General features: G+C 70.8%; 14 protein-coding genes. 4 read left to right on the top strand and 10 right to left on the bottom strand.

Going from position 1 to position 18,052, the window contains the following annotated elements:
* Window positions 1–47 precede the first annotated feature (47 nt).
* The 3 genes from abc-f to ACZ7L4_RS11035 form a co-directional block, all read right to left on the bottom strand.
* Window positions 48–1,685, bottom strand: coding sequence for a ribosomal protection-like ABC-F family protein (gene abc-f, locus ACZ7L4_RS11045; protein WP_472102004.1), 1,638 nt, complete (start codon window positions 1,683–1,685; stop codon window positions 48–50).
* Between the two features lie 635 nt (window positions 1,686–2,320).
* The gene (locus tag ACZ7L4_RS11040) at window positions 2,321–2,968 is read right to left on the bottom strand and encodes a GNAT family N-acetyltransferase (RefSeq protein ID WP_472101426.1); all 648 of its coding nucleotides are present in this window, start codon (window positions 2,966–2,968) and stop codon (window positions 2,321–2,323) included.
* Window positions 2,969–3,001: 33 nt separating this feature from the next.
* The gene (locus ACZ7L4_RS11035) at window positions 3,002–4,042 is read right to left on the bottom strand and encodes an oxidoreductase (RefSeq protein WP_472101425.1); all 1,041 of its coding nucleotides are present in this window, start codon (window positions 4,040–4,042) and stop codon (window positions 3,002–3,004) included.
* 76 nt (window positions 4,043–4,118) lie between these two features.
* On the opposite strand from ACZ7L4_RS11035, the gene ACZ7L4_RS11030 reads away from it, so the two are divergent.
* Window positions 4,119–5,075: an NAD(P)/FAD-dependent oxidoreductase gene (locus tag ACZ7L4_RS11030; protein ID WP_472101424.1), complete on the top strand. Its 957-nt coding sequence runs from the start codon at window positions 4,119–4,121 to the stop codon at window positions 5,073–5,075.
* 72 nt (window positions 5,076–5,147) lie between these two features.
* On the opposite strand, the gene ACZ7L4_RS11025 is transcribed toward ACZ7L4_RS11030, so the two are convergent.
* Genes ACZ7L4_RS11025 through ACZ7L4_RS11015 form a run of 3 tightly spaced genes read right to left on the bottom strand, consistent with a single transcriptional unit; the run spans window position 5,148 to window position 10,174 of the window.
* Entirely contained in the window at window positions 5,148–6,863 is a 1,716-nt protein-coding gene (locus tag ACZ7L4_RS11025) for a BCCT family transporter (RefSeq protein WP_472101423.1), read from the bottom strand.
* 39 nt (window positions 6,864–6,902) lie between these two features.
* Window positions 6,903–8,192 carry a M14 family metallopeptidase gene (locus ACZ7L4_RS11020; RefSeq protein ID WP_472101422.1) on the bottom strand — a complete coding sequence of 430 codons (1,290 nt, stop codon included), beginning with the start codon at window positions 8,190–8,192 and terminating at the stop codon, window positions 6,903–6,905.
* Window positions 8,189–10,174 carry a Xaa-Pro dipeptidyl-peptidase gene (locus ACZ7L4_RS11015; RefSeq protein ID WP_472101421.1) on the bottom strand — a complete coding sequence of 662 codons (1,986 nt, stop codon included), beginning with the start codon at window positions 10,172–10,174 and terminating at the stop codon, window positions 8,189–8,191. The genes ACZ7L4_RS11020 and ACZ7L4_RS11015 overlap by 4 nt, the downstream gene beginning before the upstream one ends.
* A 227-nt stretch (window positions 10,175–10,401) precedes the next feature.
* Here ACZ7L4_RS11015 and ACZ7L4_RS11010 point away from each other — a divergent pair, with 227 nt between their 5' ends.
* Window positions 10,402–11,868, top strand: coding sequence for a M1 family metallopeptidase (locus ACZ7L4_RS11010; protein ID WP_472101420.1), 1,467 nt, complete (start codon window positions 10,402–10,404; stop codon window positions 11,866–11,868).
* 36 nt (window positions 11,869–11,904) lie between these two features.
* On the opposite strand, the gene ACZ7L4_RS11005 is transcribed toward ACZ7L4_RS11010, so the two are convergent.
* On the bottom strand, window positions 11,905–13,365 hold the full coding sequence (locus tag ACZ7L4_RS11005; protein ID WP_472101419.1) for an MFS transporter: 1,461 nt from the start codon (window positions 13,363–13,365) through the stop codon (window positions 11,905–11,907).
* A gap of 207 nt (window positions 13,366–13,572) precedes the next feature.
* Between ACZ7L4_RS11005 and ACZ7L4_RS11000 the strand changes: the two genes are divergently transcribed.
* Window positions 13,573–14,220 (top strand): TetR/AcrR family transcriptional regulator, encoded by a 648-nt coding sequence (locus ACZ7L4_RS11000; RefSeq protein ID WP_472102002.1) that lies wholly within the window; start codon window positions 13,573–13,575, stop codon window positions 14,218–14,220.
* 64 nt (window positions 14,221–14,284) lie between these two features.
* On the opposite strand, the gene ACZ7L4_RS10995 is transcribed toward ACZ7L4_RS11000, so the two are convergent.
* The 3 genes from ACZ7L4_RS10995 to ACZ7L4_RS10985 form a co-directional block, all read right to left on the bottom strand.
* The gene (locus tag ACZ7L4_RS10995) at window positions 14,285–15,154 is read right to left on the bottom strand and encodes an oxygenase MpaB family protein (protein ID WP_472101418.1); all 870 of its coding nucleotides are present in this window, start codon (window positions 15,152–15,154) and stop codon (window positions 14,285–14,287) included.
* Between the two features lie 51 nt (window positions 15,155–15,205).
* A complete protein-coding gene (locus ACZ7L4_RS10990; RefSeq protein WP_472101417.1) occupies window positions 15,206–15,505 on the bottom strand; it encodes a hypothetical protein in 300 nt (99 codons plus the stop codon).
* Between the two features lie 75 nt (window positions 15,506–15,580).
* The gene (locus ACZ7L4_RS10985; protein WP_472101416.1) at window positions 15,581–17,053 is read right to left on the bottom strand and encodes an amino acid permease; all 1,473 of its coding nucleotides are present in this window, start codon (window positions 17,051–17,053) and stop codon (window positions 15,581–15,583) included.
* A 284-nt stretch (window positions 17,054–17,337) separates the two neighbouring features.
* Here ACZ7L4_RS10985 and ACZ7L4_RS10980 point away from each other — a divergent pair, with 284 nt between their 5' ends.
* Entirely contained in the window at window positions 17,338–18,039 is a 702-nt protein-coding gene (locus tag ACZ7L4_RS10980; protein ID WP_472101415.1) for a MerR family transcriptional regulator, read from the top strand.
* The last annotated feature ends 13 nt before the right edge of the window (window positions 18,040–18,052 follow it).

The raw sequence follows: 18,052 nt of genomic DNA, 5'->3' as shown, positions 1-18,052 counted from the left end.
GGAACTGTGCGCCCCCTCGTGGCTGGGCGCGCAGTTCCCCGCGCCCCTTAAAGCTCGGTCACCTTGCCGGAGGCCACCTCCAGGCGCCTCGTCGTGTGGACCGCGTCCAGCATCCTGCGGTCGTGGGTGACCAGGAGCAGAGTGCCCTCGTAGCTCGAAAGGGCCGACTCCAGTTGCTCGATCGCCGGGAGGTCGAGGTGGTTCGTCGGCTCGTCCAGGACCAGGAGGTTGACGCCCCGGCCCTGGAGGAGGGCGAGGGCCGCGCGGGTGCGTTCGCCCGGCGAGAGGGTGGCCGCCGGGCGCAGGACGTGGTCCGCCTTCAGGGCGAACTTGGCGAGCAGCGTACGGACGTCGGCCGGTTCCATGGCGGGGACGGCGGCGCCGAAGGCCTCCAGCAGCGTCTCCGGGCCGTGGAACAGGGCGCGGGCCTGGTCCACTTCGCCGACGACCACGCCTGAACCCAGCGTCGCGTGGCCGGAGTCCAGCGGGATGCGGCCGAGCAGGGCCGCGAGCAGGGTGGACTTTCCGGACCCGTTCGCGCCGGTGATCGCGACGCGGTCCGCCCAGTCGATCTGGAGCGTCACCGGGCCGAACGAGAAGTCGCCGCGCCGCAGTTCGGCGTCCCGCAGCGAGGCCACGACCGCGCCCGAGCGGGGCGCCGCCGCGATCTCCATGCGCAGCTCCCACTCCTTGCGGGGCTCGTCCACGACGTCGAGACGCTCGATCATCTTCTGCGTCTGCCGGGCCTTCGCGGCCTGCTTCTCGCTCGCCTCGCTGCGGAACTTGCGGCCGATCTTGTCGTTGTCCGTGGCCTTGCGGCGCGCGTTCTTGACGCCCTTGTCCATCCAGGTGCGCTGCATCTGGGCGCGGCCCTCCAGGGCCGAGCGCTTGTCGGCGTACTCCTCGTACTCCTCGCGCGCGTGGCGGCGCGCGACCTCGCGCTCCTCCAGGTAGGCGGCGTAACCGCCTCCGTAGAGGTTGATCTCCTGCTGGGCGAGGTCGAGTTCGAGGACCTTGGTGACGGTGCGGGTGAGGAACTCGCGGTCATGGCTGACGACGACGGTGCCGGCGCGCAGGCCGCGTACGAAGGTCTCCAGGCGGTCCAGACCGTCCAGGTCGAGGTCGTTGGTCGGCTCGTCGAGGAGGAAGACGTCGTAGCGGGACAGGAGGAGGGAGGCGAGGCCCGCGCGGGCCGCCTGGCCGCCGGACAGGGACGTCATCGCCTGGTCGAGGCCGACGTCCAGGCCGAGTTGCTCCGCGACCTCCTCGGCGCGCTCGTCGAGGTCGGCGCCGCCCAGGTTCAGCCAGCGCTCCAGGCTCGTGGCGTACGCGTCGTCGGCGCCGGGTGCGCCGTCGACGAGGCCCTGCGTGGCCTCGTCCATGGTGCGCTGTGCCTCGGTCACGCCGGTGCGGCGGGCCAGGAACTCGCGGATCGTCTCGCCGGGGCGGCGGTCCGGCTCCTGCGGGAGGTGGCCGACGGTGGCGGTCGGCGGGGAGAGTCGGACCTCTCCCTCCTCGGGGGTGGTGAGGCCGGCGAGGAGGCGCAGGAGGGTGGACTTGCCGGCTCCGTTGGCGCCGACGAGTCCGATTACGTCGCCGGGGGCGACGACGAGGTCGAGACCGGTGAAGAGGGTGCGGTCACCGTGGCCTGCGGCGAGGTTCTTGGCTACGAGCGTTGTCATCAGGGGGGTGATCCTAGTCGGCGGGGTGGGTGGGCGGCGGCGGGGTTTTTGGGCTGGAGCGGGGCTGAGGCCGTTTGTTTCCGTTGCGCGGCGCCGTGGGGGTTGAGCTGTACCGGGGTCCGTGCCCACCGTTTCCGATGCGCGGCACCGTGGAGGCCGAGCTGTACCGGGGTTCGTGGCCACCGTCATCGTTGCGCGGCACCGGGCGCCGCCTTGCCCACCCTGCCGCCCAAGGCGGCAGATTGCCCAAGGCGGTGGCGGCCCACCGATGCGGGTGGGGAAACGTAGCCGCGGCAGAGCGCCCAAAACGGGGTAGCCGTCGACCGCATCGGGTGGGGAGCGCAGCCGCGGCAGACTACCCAAAGCGGGGTGGCCGTCGACCGCATCGGGTGGGGAGCCGGGCCAGTCGCCTCCGCCCAAGGCGGTGGCGGCCCACCGATGCGGGTGGGGAACATAGCCGCGGCAGACTGCCCAAGGCGGGGTAGCCGTCAACCGCATCGGGTGGGGAGCCGGGCCAGTCGCCTCCGCCCAAGGCGGTGGCGGCCCGCCGGTGCGGGTGGGGAACGTAGTCGCGACAGACCGCCCAAAGCGGGGAGCCGTCGACCGCAGCGGGTGGGCAGCCTCCGCCAAGGCGGGGGTCAGCCGCGGTGTGTGGGGCGGATGATGGATTCGCTGCCCAGGGGGGTGAAGCCCGTGGCCAGGAAGGTGCGCAGCGAGCGGGCGTTGCCCGGGGAGACGGCCGCGAAGATCAGGTCGTCCTCCGGGATCAGCGTCAGGGCGTCCCGCAAGAGGGAGCGGCCGAGGCCCGTGCCGGCGTGGTCGGGGTCGGTGAGTTCGATGCTCAGTTCGCGGCGGCCTGCCAGGCCGTCGGCCAGCGTGACCAGGCCGCGTTCGTCTCCGTAGACGTGGACGTCGGTGCGCAGGTGACGTGCGTGACGGACTCGGGGGTGGTCGTCGATGTCCGTTCGCTCCCGTAGGCGGGGAGGCTGCGGTGTGCCGCGGGCCACGAGTACGGCGTCGATGGTGCCGATTTCTCCCTCGTCGCCCGCGAGGTACCGGAGGAAGTCGGGGGCCAGGGAGCCTCCGTAGCCGTCCGGTCCCCGGGACTCGATCTCGTGCGCGGAGAGGGCGGTGGCGATGACGGCGTGTCCGGTGAAGGCGACCGAGCACTCCAGGCCGCGTGGCAGCGGGGGAAGGACGGTGACCCGGCCGTCCGCGGGTGGGAAGCACCCTTCGGCGGCCCTGCGGAACATCGTCAGCAGCGGATGGTCGGCGGTCTGGCGCATGATCCAGACCCTACGGGGCGCGGTCGGCGCCGGTCACCGTTCCATCCGGGCCACCAGCACGCTCCCCGTCGTACGGGCCACCAGGAAGGACTGGCCGCGCGTTGCCTTGTTGTCGAGGGAGATGCGGTGGCGGCCCGGTTCCAGGAGCGCGTCGAAGACCTCGTGCGTGTGCGTGCGGTAGAGCCGGTCCAGGCGGTAGGACGTGATGCGGACGCGGCACGTGGAGGTGACCTCCACACCCGCCTCGCCGTCGGCGGCGACCAGGCGGGTCAGACGGCGCTGCGCCGGCGGGACGCGGTCGAGGGCGCTCTCGATCTGGGCGACCAGGAGCGGGATGATCGGCGCGTAGCCGTCCACGTACGCGACATCGGCCCCTGCCGCCTCGAACTCCCGGCGTACCGCCGCCCGTTGGGACTCCTCCACCGCCCGGCCGAAGGCCACCACCCCGTACGTACGCAGCTCCTCCGCCGGTACGCCGGACGCGTCCTGTGTGATGTCCGCGCCGACGCCGATGGTGCGCAGCGCCGCCGCGAGCCGGGCGAGGACGGCGACGCGGGCCCCGATCAGCAGGACCCTGCGGCGGGTTCCGGGCGGGCCCGACCCGTCGAGGAGCTGGCCGAGCGCCGCGCGGTACTCCTCGGCGCGGAAACGGAACGGGCCGATGCCGTGGTAGCCGTTCAGTTCCAGGTCGACCTGTTCGTCGGTCTGCCAGGCGAAGTCCCGCCATATGTAGGCCGCTGCCTCCTCTCCCCCGTCCCGTTCGATCACCGCCGTCACGGCGCCGCACTCGATGCCCTCGCACTCCGGGCATCCGTAGATCACGCAACGTCCGCCGGGCAGCGGCGCCTCCGCCTCCAGGAGCAGGCGCTTCACGTGGTGCGCGAAGATCGCGGGCGGGATGTCGGCGGCGAGCGGGGACACGGCGTCGAGGTCGGAGAGCTGGAAGAGCAGCGGGCGGCCGTCGACGATGAAGTCCACGAAGTCCCGGTGGACCTGGTAGTCCCCGTCCGCGAGGACTCCCCCGGCGCGCATCGCGGGTGCCAGGCCGAAGGTCGTGCAGTCGTCTGCAGCCATGGGGCGAGTATTCCCACCCGCAGCCGTCCCTGAGCGCGGACTGACGCATTCCGTCGGCGTCCGTTAGCGTCCATGGATGATCAGTGACAGTGGCAGCCGCGCCGGCAGCGGCAGTGAAGTGATCGTGGTGGGCGGCGGGGTCATCGGCATGACCACCGCCCTGGAACTCGCGCGGCGCGGGCGGGCGGTGCGCGTGTGGTCGCGGGACGTCGCCGAGCGGACGACGTCGGCGGTCGCGGGCGGGCTGTGGTGGCCGTACCGGATCGACCCGATGGAGAAGGTGGGCGCGTGGTCGCTGAGCTCGCTGCGGCGGTACGAGGAGTGGGCGCGGCGCCCGGACGAGACCGGGGTGCGGCTGGTCGACGGCGTGCACGGGGACTCGCGTGTGGACGGGCTCGGCGCGTGGGCCACGGAAGTGGCCGGCCTGCGTGACACCCCCTCCGGGCTCGCCGCGCGCCTCCCCCTGATCGACATGCCGGTCCATCTGGCGTGGCTGCGCGGGCGGTTGGCCGAGGCGGGCGTCGACGTCGAGGCGCGCACCGTCGCCTCCCTCGACGAGGCGCTCGACGCCGCGCCGACCGTCGTGAACTGCACGGGACTCGCGGCCCGCGAACTGGTGCCGGACGACTCCGTGCGACCGGTGCGCGGCCAGCTGGTGATCGTGGAGAACCCGGGCGTCGACACGTGGTTCACGTCCGTCGCACCCACCTCCGAGTCGACGTACTTCCTGCCGCAGCCGGGGCGCCTGCTGCTCGGCGGCACGGCGGAGGAGGACGCGTGGTCCCTGGAGCCGGACCCGGCCACCGCCGAGGCGATCGTGAAGCGCTGCGCCGAGATACGCCCGGAGATCGCGGGCGCCCGCATCCTCGACCACCGCGTGGGCCTGCGCCCGGCCCGCCCGGCGGTCCGCATCGAGCGCGAGGACAAGGGCGCCGGACGCGTGCTGGTGCACAACTACGGCCACGGCGGCGCCGGGGTGACCGTGGCCTGGGGATGCGCGGAGGCGGCGGCGGAGCTGGTCGACGCCGGATGAACGGCTGACCCGGCGAACGGGTGGGGGCGTGGTCCCTGTCGGACCACGCCCCCACCCGATGCACGTACGGACTCAGTCGTCGTGGTGCTTGCCGATCGGGTCGCCCTCGGTCTCCAGGCTGCTGCCCGGGCCGATGCGGATCTCGAACTCGCCGCCGTACTTCTCGTGGCCGGCGACGACCGCCTGCTCGACGACCTCGATGCCCATCTCGCCACGCACCATGAGCGGGTCCGCGCGCAGGTCGCGCAGGAGCGCCCAGCACATGCCGATCATGACGATGACGAACGGTGCCGCCACGAGGATCGTCAGGTTCTGCAGGCCGGTGAGCGCGTCCCCGGAGCCGTTGCCGATCATCAGCATGATCGCGCCGACCGCACCGGTCACGACACCCCAGAAGACGACGACGAACTTTCCGGGCTCGAGCGCGCCCTTCTGCGAGAGCGTGCCCATGACGATCGAGGCCGCGTCCGCGCCGGACACGAAGAAGATGCCGACGAGGATCATCACGAGCAGGCTCGTCACGGAGGCGATCGGGTACTCCTGCAGCACGCCGAAGAGCTGGGTCTCCGGGGTGTCCGCCCCCTTGAGGGCGCCGTGCTCCTTGAGGCTGATCGCCGAACCGCCGAAGACCGCGAACCAGATCAGGCTGACGGTCGAGGGCACGAGGATGACGCCGCCGACGAACTGACGGATCGTCCGGCCCTTGCTGATGCGCGCGATGAACATGCCGACGAACGGCGACCAGGAGATCCACCAGGCCCAGTAGAAGACCGTCCAGCTGCTCAGCCAGTCGGCGACTCCCTTGCCGCTGGACGCCTCGGTGCGGCCGATGAGCTGCGGGAAGTTGTCGAGGTACGCGCCGAGCGAGGTCGGCAGCAGGTCCAGATTCAGGATGGTCGGGCCCGCGATGAACACGAAGACCACCAGGAGCAGCGCGAGCACCATGTTGATGTTCGAGAGCCACTGGACGCCCTTCTCCACACCGGAGACGGCGGAGAAGACGAACGCGACGGTAAGCACCGCGATGATCGAGACGAGCAGCCCGGTGCTGACGTCGTCCATCCAGTCGGCCGCCTCGAACCCGGCGCCGATCTGCAGGGCGCCGAGGCCGAGGGAGGCGGCCGAGCCGAACAGCGTCGCGAAGATCGCGAGGATGTCGATGACCCGGCCCCACGCGCCGTGCGCGTGCTTCTCGCCGATGAGCGGCACGAAGACGGACGAGATGGTCTGCCGCCTGCGGCGCCGGAACGTGCTGTAGGCGATGGCGAGGCCGACGACCGCGTAGATCGCCCACGGGTGCAGCGTCCAGTGGAACAGGGTGGTGGCCATGGCGGTCTCCATGGCCTCGGCGTCGTCGGCCGGGTCGGTGCCCGGCGGCGGCGTCGTGAAGTGCGCGAGCGGCTCGCTCACTCCGTAGAACATGAGGCCGATGCCCATGCCCGCGCTGAACATCATCGCGATCCAGGAGACCGTGCGGAACTCCGGTTCCTCACCCTCCTTGCCGAGCGGGATCTTCCCGTAGCGGCTCATGGCGAGCCAGAGGGCGAAGACCACGAAGCCGGTGGCGGCGAGGACGAACGCCCAGCCGCCGTTGTGCATCAGGCCGCCGAGCAGCGTGTTGGAGACGCTCTCGAGGTTGTCCGTGGCCACGGCGCCCCAGACCACGAAGGCCAGAGTGAGCACGGCGGTGACGCCGAACACGATCCGGTCCGTGGCGGGGCTCCGTTCGCCGGTAGCTCCCTCCTCGGGGACAGGGGTATCGCTGGTTGGTTTCTGAGGGCTTGTCACCCACTACGACCTACCACACCTGACACTCCTGTAACCCGATCAGCAGCGTGTGTCGGGCTCCCCTTCCGTCAAGTGGTAGGTCGCGCGCGCGTCGAGGAGCAGCGCGACCAGGGCCCGTTCGGACTGCCGAAGGGGGACGAAGGCCCCACTTCCGGACTTCTCGACCGTGATGCCGTGCAGCGCCAATTCGTCCTTGAACTCGGCGTATTGCTCACCGCTCAGCCGGTATCCGCACGGCGGATCCTTGATGATCTCCGCGTCCTCGGCGGGGTCGTTGTCGGCACCACCGATATAGATCGGCCCGTTGTCCCGGAAGCCCTTGGCGCGGGCAGCCGTGGTGGCGGCCTCGATCGCGCCCCGGTTCTCGGAGGTGTAGTCGAACAGGCCGCCGAGCGCGGCGAGTTGGGAGTCGCGGCGCCGCTGGTTGACCAGCGCCGGGTCGGCCTCCTCCGCGGGGGTGCCGGGGTCGACGCGGCTCTCGATGAGCAGCCCGACGGAGTTCTTGACCCCGGAGACGTTGCGCAGGATCCGCTCCTGCCCGTCCCCCGCGGTCTGCTTGATCGGCTCGCCGGTCTCCGGGTCGGTCCAGATGCCGTACGTGCCCGTGGAGTACCCGGCGTCCTCCGCCGCGGGCCGCACGTGGTCGAGGGAGAGCGACTCGGCCTGGTCGTGCACGGCGTGGTCGGTGTTGAGGTTGCGCGGCCAGAGGTCGAACAGGTCCTTGTCGTAGTACTTGGGGGTGGCCCCGTACTCGTGCAGGTCGTAGATGACGTCGGGCTGCCGGTCGCGGATGACGGCGGCCATCGCCCGCGCCTCGGCGGTCTTGAGGGCGATGTGGTCGCGGTTGATGTCGATGCCGTCGGAGTTGCCGCGGGTGTCGGCGGCGTTGCCGTCGGGGTTGGCGGTGGGCACGACGAGCAGGGTCGTACGGGACAGGAAGCGCTGGGTCGCCTTGTCCTTGGCGTAGGCGAGGTCGCGGATCTTCGTCAGGCAGGCCTCGCGGCCCGAGGGTTCGTTGCCGTGCTGGGAGCAGATCAGCAGCACGGTGTTGGCGGTGCGGTGCTGCCCGATGCGGACGAGGTTCAGCGGGCGGCCCTGTTTCGTCTCGCCGATGCGGGAGACGGAGACCCGGTCGGAGGCCTTGTCGGCGGTGGCGAGGAGCTGCTTCTCCTCTGGCTGTGTGGTCCAGCGGGCACCGTCGGTCTCCTCGAATCCGGTGCGCGGCGGCGTGCTGTCGCCGCTCGCGCCGGCCGGGGCCGCCACCACCAGGGGCGCGGCGAGCGCCGCGGCGGCGGTGGCCAGGGCGAGGGTGCGGGGACGTGCTCTCATCGGGTGCTGCCTCCCGGTACTGGACGGTCGAGACGGTACGGGCTCACGCCCTCGGCCGCGGCCGATCGGGGTGTGGCGGTGGCGGTTCCGGAGGTCGCGGCCGCGAAGGCGGGGGCGCCGCCGACGACGGGGACGCGGGCCGCGGTGCGGCCGAGGTCGACGGTCAGCGTCGGCTTGGTGGCCGGCGGGTCGATGAGGTCCTTGTCGGTGCCCGCGACGATCAGGGCGAGCCGGTGCCCCTTCGGGATCACGTGGTCGCTCGATGCGAGCTGCACGGTGAGGGTGTACGGCTTGCCGGGCTTCAGCGGGCTGCCGTGCTCCGGGTTCGTGGCGGTGCCGAGGTCGGCCCAACCCCTGCTGAAGATGGTCGAGTTGACGTCGGTCGTCGCGGTCGGCGTGTTCAGGTAGCAGGAGCTGTCGCCGCCGGTGCTCGGCCCCCAGCAGCTGCGGTCCGTGCCGGTCGTGATGCCTTCGCCGGCGCCCGCGTAGTCGCGGATGGTGGCGGGGCCCAGGTCGACGAGGACGGCGCTCAGGTGCGCGCTGGACGTGGTCGAGGTCGCGGTGACCGTGACCTTCGACGAGCCGGAAAGCCGCAGGTCCTTCGAGAGCGGGCGGCTGATGAAGCCGGCCTTGTCGGGGGTCGGGCTGTCGATCTTCGCGGCCCAGTCGGTCTCGCTCAGCGCCGGGTTGTCGGTGAACTTCTCGGTGCCGGAGGCGCCCTTGAGGCCGAGCGTGCCGACGCCGGGCTTGTCGCCCTTGCCGGGGCGCAGCGCGGCGGTGTCGGTGGAGCGCGGCGGCCACACCTTGTCGGTGGTCCAGCGGTCGGGGGCGCGCTCGATGTCGGCCATCGGCTCGCGGTCGACGCCGTTGTCGTAGCCGAGGAGTTCGTGGTCGAACCAGCGGTGCAGGGTGTCGACCCACGCGGCGCGGCGGAAGTCGAACGGGTCGACGTGGCCGGTCTGGGCAAGCCAGATCTTGCGGTCGACGCCGTTCTTGGCGAGGGCGTCCCACCACTGGCCGAAGTGCTTGGCGCGGACGTTCAGGTCCTGCATGCCGTGCACGACGAAGACGCTGGCCTTCACGTTGTCGGCGTCCTTGACGTAGTCGCGCTCCTGCCACAGACCGGTCCAGTCACCGGTCCTGGGTGCTTCGTCGACAAGTCGCTTCTGTACGGCGGCGCAGCGTTCGCGCGCCTCGGGGCTCTCGACGTAGTCGGACAGCCACTCGGGGCCCGAGTCGTAGAGCGGGGCGCCCTGTTGGAAGTAGTAGTCGTACCAGGAGGAGATGCCGCCGATCGGCACGATGGTCTCCAGGCCCTCGACGCCGGTCGCGGCGACGCCGTTGGCGACGGTGCCGTCGTAGCTCTTCCCGATCATGCCGGTGCGGCCGTTGGTCCAGTTCGCGGCGGCCTTCTTGGTGCCGGTTCTGGTGGTGTAGCCCTTGGCGCGGCCGTTGAGCCAGTCGACGACGGCCTTCGCGGAGCCGATGTCGTAGGCCCCGCCGACGTCCACGCAGCCGTCGGAGCGGTTGGTGCCGAGCAGGTCGACGCCGACGAACGCGTAGCCGCGCGGCACGAAGTAGTTGTCGTAGAAGAGCGGCATCTGGACGACGTTGCCGTTCTCGTCGTACGTCTTCTTCTGGCTCTCGTTGCCGCGCCCGCAGCAGGAGTAGTACGGGCTGGCATCCATGATCACGGGGACCTTGCGGCCCTGCGCGGCGGGCTCGCGGGGCCGGACGATGTCGACGGCGACGCGGTCGCTCTTGCCGTTCCCGTCTCCGTCAAGGCGGGTGTCGACCCAGACGGACTCGCGGACGGCGTCGGCGTAGGAGTAGACGGGCTTGGACTCGGTCGGCTTCGCGGGGGCGGCCGACGCGGTGGCGCCTGCCCCGAGGAGGGCGGACAGCAGTGCGGTGACGACCGCGACCGCGAGGGCTCTCCAGCGGCTCGGTCTGCGGTGGCTGCGTCTGGCAGGTATCGGCATGGCGCGGAAGCTACACCGGTCAACTGGCTTGCGACAGAGGGCCGCAGGCACGGAAGACAGGCCCATGGGGCCGAAAGACACATGTCGGCCAGATGACGATCGTGTGGCTGGTGGGGCCATGGACATGACCGGGGCCACGGGTGCTGAATAGGGTCGCTGTGTCGGCCACGGATGTGATCCGTTCGCGGTCGGCAACGGCTCGGCGTCCCCTACGACTTGGAGTTTCCGTGTACCGCAGACTCATCGCCCCCGGCGCACTCGCGGCCTCTCTGCTGCTGGCGATCCCGGCATCGGCCGCGGACTTCGAACCGGGGGCGTCGGGCATCGGTGATCCCTACTACCCGACGTACGGCAACGGCGGCTACGACGTCTCCCATTACGACCTGCGTCTCAAGTACCAGCCGAAGACGGACCAGTTGGAGGGCACGGCGACCATCGTCGCCTCCTCCACCCAGGACCTGTCGCGCTTCGACCTCGACTTCGGGCTCACCGCGAGCGAGGTCCGGGTGAACGGCAAGAAGGCGAAGTTCGCGAAGTCCGGCGTGCAGGAGCTGGAGGTGACCCCGGCGGCCGGGCTGCCGAAGGGCACGCCCTTCACCGTCGTGGTCAAGTACGCGGGCAAGCCGTCCGACGTGAAGCTGTGGGGCTTCACGTCCTGGCAGCGCACCCCGGACGGCGGCATCGCGGCCAACGAGCCGGAGGCGGCGGCCTGGTGGTTCCCCTCCAACGACCACCCGCTCGACAAGGCCACGTACGACGTGTCGGTCGCGGTGCCGGACGGCACGCAGGCGATCTCCAACGGCACGCTGCAGTCGCAGAGTTCGAAGTTGGGGTGGACGCGGTTCAACTGGCGCTCGGCCCACCCGCAGGCCACCTATCTCGCCACGCTGGCTGTCGGGAAGTTCGACATCACCACCGACAAGACCGCGGACGGGCTGCCCGTCGTCAACGCGTACAGCAAGGACCTCGGCGCGAACGAGGGCGCGGCAAAGGCGAGCGTCGAGCGGACGACCGAGGTCGCGGAGTGGCTGGAGTCGGTCTACGGGAAGTACCCGTTCGAGGCGCTGGGCGGGTATGTGCCGAACGTGCCGTCGAGCTTCGCCCTGGAGACGCAGACCAGGCCCTTCTATTCGCCGAAGCAGTTCGCGAACGGGTCCAATGTGTCCGTGGTCGTGCACGAGTTGGCGCACCAGTGGTACGGCGACAGCGTCTCCGTGCGCGGCTGGAAGGACATCTGGATCAACGAGGGCTTCGCCCGGTACGCGCAGTGGCTGTGGTCGGAGAAGGAGGGCGAGGGCACGGCCCAGGAGCTCGCCGACTACGCGTACGCGCAGCATCCCGCGGACGACGCGTTCTGGACGGTGAAGCCGGGTGACCCCGGGGCGGAGAACCAGTTCGACGCGGCCGTCTACGACCGCGGGGCGATGGCGGTCCAGGCGCTGCGCAACAAGGTCGGCGAGAAGGACTTCTTCGCGATCCTGAAGGGGTGGCCGCAGGAGCACGCGTACGGCAACGCGAGCGTCTCCGACTTCCAGGCGTACGCGGAGAAGGTCTCCGGTGAGCGGCTGGGCGGCCTGTTCGACACGTGGTTGTACCAGCCGTCGAAGCCGGCCGCGTCCGCGGTTTCTGCGCCCGCTCAGCCCAAGTCGTGGAAGCGGATCGCCGCCACGAACGAGGTGCACGGCGAGCACTGAGCGTCCGGGGCCCAGCGCTCGCCCGCATCGGACGCCTCAGGCCGGCTCCTCGGTGGAGTGCGAGTCGGTGAGGGTGAGCGCGCCGCCCGCCGCGATCAGGCCGACGAGCACGGCGAGCACGGCGTAGGTGATGCGCTCGCCGTGGAAGAAGGACTGCACGAGGTCACTGCTCCAGACGCCCGCGGGCAGCTGGGTGGTGACCAGTGCGGCGATCAGGGTGCCGACGACAGCGGTGCCGACGCTGGTCCCGACCTCCTGGGCGGTGTCGTTGAGCGCGGTGCCGATCGAGGTGCGGTTGGCCGGCATCGCCTCGACCAGGGCGATGGCGCAGATGGTCATGACCGTGCGCAGACCGATGGTCATGACGACCATGCAGGCGGCGATGACGGCGTACCCGTGCTCGACGCCCCAGGAGAGTCCGGCCAGCGCCACGGCCAGGCAGGCCGCGCCGACGAGGCAGGCGACGCGGTGGCCGAACCGCTTGGCGAGCCACTCCGAGAGCGGCGTCGCCGCGATCATGGTCAGGATGAGCGGCAGGTTGGCCAGGCCGGCCTTCACCGGGCTCCAGCCGTAGGCGTACTGGAAGTGCAGGATCAGCCCGAACATCACGCCGGCCATCGCGACGGACGTGCCGATCTGGGCGAGGGCGGCGCCGCGCACGGTGCCGTTCGAGAAGATCTTCAGGTCCAGCATGGGGGCCTTGCTGCGGCGCTCGTGCCACACGAACGCGAGGCCGGCGAGCGCGGCGCCCAGGATCGAGCCGAGTGTGGCCGCGGAGCCCCAGCCGTGCTCGACGCCGCTGGTCAGCGAGTAGCAGGCCAGGCCGATGGCGAGCACGCTCAGGACGGCGCCCGGCAGGTCGAGCTTGTCGTCGGTGAGGTCCTCGCGCCGGTCGGGCGCGACGCCGAGACGTACGCCGATGGCCGCGATCAGGGCGATCGGCGCGTTGATCAGCAGCAGCCACTGCCAGCTGACGTGGGCGAGCGCGGTGCCGCCGAGCAGCGGGCCGAGGATGAACCCGGACATGCCGACGACGATCATCAACGTCATCGCGCGCATCCGCAGCGCCTGGTCGTCGAAGAGCCGGAAGACGAGCGAGTTGGTGATGGGGGCCATGGCCGCGGCGGCGACGCCGAGCCCGGCCCGCAGCGCGATGAGCTGCCCGGTGGAGTCGACGGCGACGACGGCGAGGCTCAACACGCCGAAGACGCCGAGGCCGACCAGCAGGACGCGGCGGCGTCCGAGGCGGTCGGCCATGGATCCCGCCGTGAGCAGCAGGCCGCCGAACGTCAGCGAGTAGGCGCCGGTGACCCATTGCAGGGCGGTCGTGCCGCTGCCGAGGTCGCGGCCGATGGTGGGCAGCGCGATCGAGAGCAGCGTGTTGTCGACCATCTCGACGAAGAAGGCCAGGCAGAGCGCGGCCAGCGGGATCCACGCCGCCCGCAGTGATCCGTAGGTACGGGTGGGAACGGGCCCGGTTTCGGTGGTGGCAGTCATGACCTGGCCTCCTTTCTGAACGGGGAACGCCGTCGAACATCGAACGACATTCGGTTATGGAACATAGTTCGATGTTCGAACCGTGTTCCACCATAGAACCATGTTCGATGGGGAGCAAGTTGTGCTTGGATGGAGGGCATGACACCCCCGCCGACCCGCTCCGCCGCCGCGGCGTCCCCCCGGGGACGCCGGCGCGCTTCGCACTCGATGGAGGCCGTGCTCAACGCGGCCGTGGCCCTGCTCGACGAGGCCGGCGGGTCCGCGCTGACGTTCCGCGCGCTCGCCGCCCGGCTCGGCACGGGCGTCGGCACGATCTACTGGTACGTCCAGAACAAGGACGAGCTCCTCGACCGCGCCACCGACCACGCGATCGGCGGGGTGCTGACCGCCGTGGAGGAACGGCCGGACAGCGACGACCCCATCGCCGACCTCCGCGCGATGGCCGTCGCCCTGTTCGACGCGATCGTGGACCGGCCCTGGCTGGCCGCGTACTTCATGCGCAACACCGACGTGCAGGGCAACTCACTGAAGCTGTACGACCGGCTCGGCCGGCAGACCCTGCGGCTCGATCTCACGACGCGGCAGCGGTTCCACGCCGTTTCGGCGATCACGGGTGTGGTGGTCGGCACCGCGGCCGATCTGGGGATGGAGCTTCCCGAGCGGCTGCTGGACGGAGGGGTGGACCGGGAGGAGCACCTCGGGCAGTACGCCGAGACGTGGCGGCGGCTCGATGCGGAGGAGTTCCCGTTCGTGCGGGAGATCGCCGACGAGTTCGCGGTGCACGACGACCGGGATCAGTTCCTCGCGGCGCTGGATCTGACGTTGGCGGGGTTGCGGCTTCAGGCGGGGGGCTGAACCGGGCGCCTTGGTGCGCTGCGACGGCGATGCGGTCGCGGGGCTCTGCCCCGGGCCCCGCTGCTCAATCGCCGCAGGGGCTCGATGTGCCGGAGTTGCTTGATCTCGATGCTCGCGCCCGGCGCGCCACCGGCAGATACCTGAAGCGCTCCGGCAGCCGCGGCGCCACCAGCCTCACCAGTGCCGCGAAGTGGCGCAGGCGGCGTTCCTGGCGTGGGGTCCACGGGAGGCCGATCGCCTCTCGGGCCTCCGGCGGGAGCAGGCCCGTCGACAGGAAGCTCATCGTGCGGGTCAGGGCCGGGCGGATGAGGGGCCAGAGGAATCCGATGACCGGGTGGTGGCCCGGTGGTGGTGGCAGGGCGCGGGAGCGCGACGTCAGTTCGGTCACCACCGCGTTGCGCTCGATCTCCTGCGCGAGCATCTTGCGGTAGTACGGCCAGAACTCCTCGACCGTCTGCGGCATGTCCCGGTCGTGGATGCCGAGGATGCGGCCGACCATCAGCCACTCCTCGTAGAACCGCCGCTCCTCCTCCGGCGTGAACGGCGTGGCGAAGTAGCGGCGCGCGTAGCGGGAGACGGGGAAGCCGGTGGCGTGCACCCAGGCGTAGTGGGCCGGGGTGAGGGCGTGGTAGCGGCGGCCGTGCGGGTCGGTGCCCTGGATCGTGCGGTGGAGGCGGCGCAGGCGGCGGCCCTCCTCGGCCGCTTCCTCACCCCCGTACACCCAGAGCATCACGGAGGTCAGCGAGCGGGCGCCGCGGCCCCAGGGGTCGGTGCGGAACACCGAGTGGTCGTCGACGCCCGCGCCGACGGCGGGGTGCGCGACCTGGAGGACGAACGCGGCGGGCAGGGCGAGCAGGGCGCGGACGTCGCCCGCCGTCTCCCAGAGGATGCCGCCCACCGGGGGCGGTGGCGGGTCCGGGTCGTGCTGCTTCATGGGGGTGCCGCTCCTCGTGGTGCGTGTGGAGCCTGCGGGGCCGGTCTCCGATCAAGTATGCGCGTCCGGGGCGGGTGGCCGGCGGCCGTCGTCGGCGTAGCGCTTGGCGAGGTCCGAGGCCAGCTCGGAGACGCAGGTGCACAGGTCCGTGACGGCGGCCGCGGCCGGGGCCTGGCGGCAGGGGACGACGTGGGCCGGCAGCGGGGACGGGGGCGGGGGCGGTTCCGGCGGGTTCGGCGCGGTGGGCGGGCGGCGTCGGCGGGCGGAGGTGATCAGCGACGTCACCAGGGCCGCGGCGAGCGCGGCCAGCTGTCCGATCTTGACTTGTACGTCCCAGGGAACCAGCGACATGCCTGTGTCCTACCCGAACGGCACGGGGCCCCAACGCACGTGTGCGTGGGGCCCCGTGGAGGAAGGCGGGCAGGCTCAGTTGCCGTCGGTCACCTTCGTCAGCTCGTCGGTGGCGATGCGGTCGACATTGCGCCGCACCCGGAACCAGCCGATGAAGAGGAGCACGCCGACGACCGGGATCAGCATGAGCGTCTTGCGGCCGGTCTCCTCGTCGTTCCACATGAGGGCGAGCACGGAGAGCAGGAAGACGATCGTGACGATCTCCGTGACCGGGGAGAACGGCAGCCGGAACTTCGGGCGCTCGACCAGGCCCTGCTTGGCGCGGCGGACGAAGGCCAGGTGCGCGACCATGATCATGACCCAGGTGCCGATGATGCCGATCGAGGAGACCTCGATGACGATCTCGAACGCCTCGGCGGGCAGCAGGTAGTTCAGGCCGACGCCCAGGACACCGACGCCCGCGGTGAGCAGGATGCCGCCGAAGGGCACCTGGTTCTTGTTCATCTTCGCGGTGAACTTCGGAGCGGAGCCCGACATGGCCATGGAGCGCAGGATGCGGCCCGTGGAGTAGAGGCCGGAGTTCAGCGAGGACATGGCCGCGGTCAGCACGACCAGGTTCATGATGTCGCCGACGCCGCCGACGCCCAGCTTCGAGAACAGCGTCACGAACGGGCTCTCGCCCGAGGTGTACGAGGTGGACGGCAGCAGCAGCGCGAGCAGCAGCACCGAGCCGCAGTAGAACAGGCCGACGCGCCACATGATCGAGTTCACCGCGCGCGGGACGACCTTCTGCGGCTCGGCGGTCTCGCCCGCCGCGACGCCGACCAGTTCGAGCGCGGCGTACGCGAAGACGACGCCCTGCATCACGAGGACCACGGCCATGGTGCCGCTGGGCATCCAGCCGCCGTTGTCCGTGATCATGTGCAGTCCTGGCGTGTGGCCGTCGACCGGGTGCTGCGTGGCGACCAGGAAGATGCCCACGAACAGGAAGGCCACCAGGGTGGCCACCTTGATGATCGAGAACCAGAACTCCATCTCGCCGAAGTACTTCACCGAGACGAGGTTCACCGACAGCACGACCGCGAGCGCGATCAGCGCGAGCACCCACTGCGGAATGCTCGTGAAGGCGCTCCAGTACTGGGTGTAGAGCGCGACGGCGGTGATGTCGGCGATGCCCGTCATCGACCAGTTCAGGAAGTACATCCAGCCGGCGACGTAGGCGCCCTTCTCGCCGAGGAACTCGCGTGCGTACGACACGAAGGAACCGGACGAGGGCCGGTAGACGACCATTTCACCGAGGGCGCGCACCACGAAGTACGCGAAGATGCCGCAGATCAGATAGGCGAAGACGAGGGCGGGGCCCGCGTCGTGCAGCCGCCCGCCGGCGCCGAGGAAGAGTCCGGTGCCGATCGCGCCGCCGATGGCGATCATGTTGATGTGGCGGCTCTTGAGGGCCTTGCTGTAGCCGGCGTCGCCCGCGTCGGCGGGCGCCTGGGAGGCATCTGTGCGGGATGCGTCCGTGGCTGTGTTGAGGGCGTCCTTGCTCACGAGGGGGTGTCCACTCTGTGGTGCCCGGCGACGTGGGGGCCGCCGGGGTCCGGAACGTGCTTCGGTCCGCATCGCCCCTGACGGCGTGCGGACCGAGGTGCACCTTCCCCGAAGATCTCCCCGGATGCGGTGGCGGAGATCACATAGCGGCGCTTCTCACATGACGGGACGCCTCTGGACGTGGAACCGGAGGCGGCGTATATGGCGTCGACCGCCCACTTCGGGTTTCACAATGTCGGTGTCTCAGCAATACTGTTGCACCCGGATCGCAGCGAGAGGCGAAGATGACGACGGACACTCAGGTCCCCACGCTGACCGTCGACGAACTGGCGGCCCGCGCCGGTGTCACCGTCCGCACCATCCGCTTCTACAGCACGCGGGGCCTGCTGCCTCCGCCGGTCATCGGGCCACGCCGGGTGGGGCACTACGGGCCCGACCACATCGCCCGGCTCGAGCTGATCGAGGAGCTGCAGCACCAGGGCATGACGCTGGCCGCGATCGAGCGGTACCTGGAGCAGCTGCCGGCCGACCTGAGCGCACAGGACCTGGCCATCCACCGTGCGGTGGTGGCGAGTTGGGCCCCCGACTCGGTCGAGACGCTGACCAGGGGCGAGCTGGACCAGCGGGCAGGCCGGGAGCTGACCGAGGAGCACCTGGCGCGGCTCGCCACGATGGACGTGCTGACGCGGGAGGGCGAGGACACCTTCCGCTGCGACACGGGCCAGCTGCGGCTCGGCGTGCAGCTGCTCGACGTACCGCTGTCGCTCGACGCGATCCTCGCCTCGCGCGAGGTGCTCGTGCAGCACTCGCGGGGCGCCGCGCAGGAGCTGGCCCGGCTGTTCCGCTCCGAGGTGTCGCAAAGGGCCGAGCAGGACGTGAAGTCGCTGTCGGCCCATATGCAGCCACTGGTGGTGCAGGCGCTGTTGACCGCCTTCCAGCGCTCCCTGAAGGAAGAGCTGCGGGAGGCGTTCCGCGCCGAGCGCTGAACGCCTCCCGCGC

This window comes from Streptomyces sp. NPDC107575, from assembly GCF_055657265.1.
The sequence above is the reverse complement of the archived record's forward strand: the minus strand, read 5'-3'. Positions and strand labels throughout refer to the sequence as shown.

Coding starts and splice junctions, on each gene's coding strand:
- ACZ7L4_RS11040 (WP_472101426.1), bottom strand. CDS start 2,968: ATGCGCCAGACCGCCGACCATCCGCTGCTGACGATGTTCCGCAGGGCC.
- ACZ7L4_RS11035 (WP_472101425.1), bottom strand. CDS start 4,042: ATGGCTGCAGACGACTGCACGACCTTCGGCCTGGCACCCGCGATGCGC.
- ACZ7L4_RS11030 (WP_472101424.1), top strand. CDS start 4,119: ATGATCAGTGACAGTGGCAGCCGCGCCGGCAGCGGCAGTGAAGTGATC.
- ACZ7L4_RS11020 (WP_472101422.1), bottom strand. CDS start 8,192: ATGAGAGCACGTCCCCGCACCCTCGCCCTGGCCACCGCCGCCGCGGCG.
- ACZ7L4_RS11015 (WP_472101421.1), bottom strand. CDS start 10,174: ATGCCGATACCTGCCAGACGCAGCCACCGCAGACCGAGCCGCTGGAGA.
- ACZ7L4_RS11005 (WP_472101419.1), bottom strand. CDS start 13,365: ATGACTGCCACCACCGAAACCGGGCCCGTTCCCACCCGTACCTACGGA.
- ACZ7L4_RS11000 (WP_472102002.1), top strand. CDS start 13,573: ATGGAGGCCGTGCTCAACGCGGCCGTGGCCCTGCTCGACGAGGCCGGC.
- ACZ7L4_RS10995 (WP_472101418.1), bottom strand. CDS start 15,154: ATGAAGCAGCACGACCCGGACCCGCCACCGCCCCCGGTGGGCGGCATC.
- ACZ7L4_RS10990 (WP_472101417.1), bottom strand. CDS start 15,505: ATGTCGCTGGTTCCCTGGGACGTACAAGTCAAGATCGGACAGCTGGCC.
- ACZ7L4_RS10980 (WP_472101415.1), top strand. CDS start 17,338: ATGACGACGGACACTCAGGTCCCCACGCTGACCGTCGACGAACTGGCG.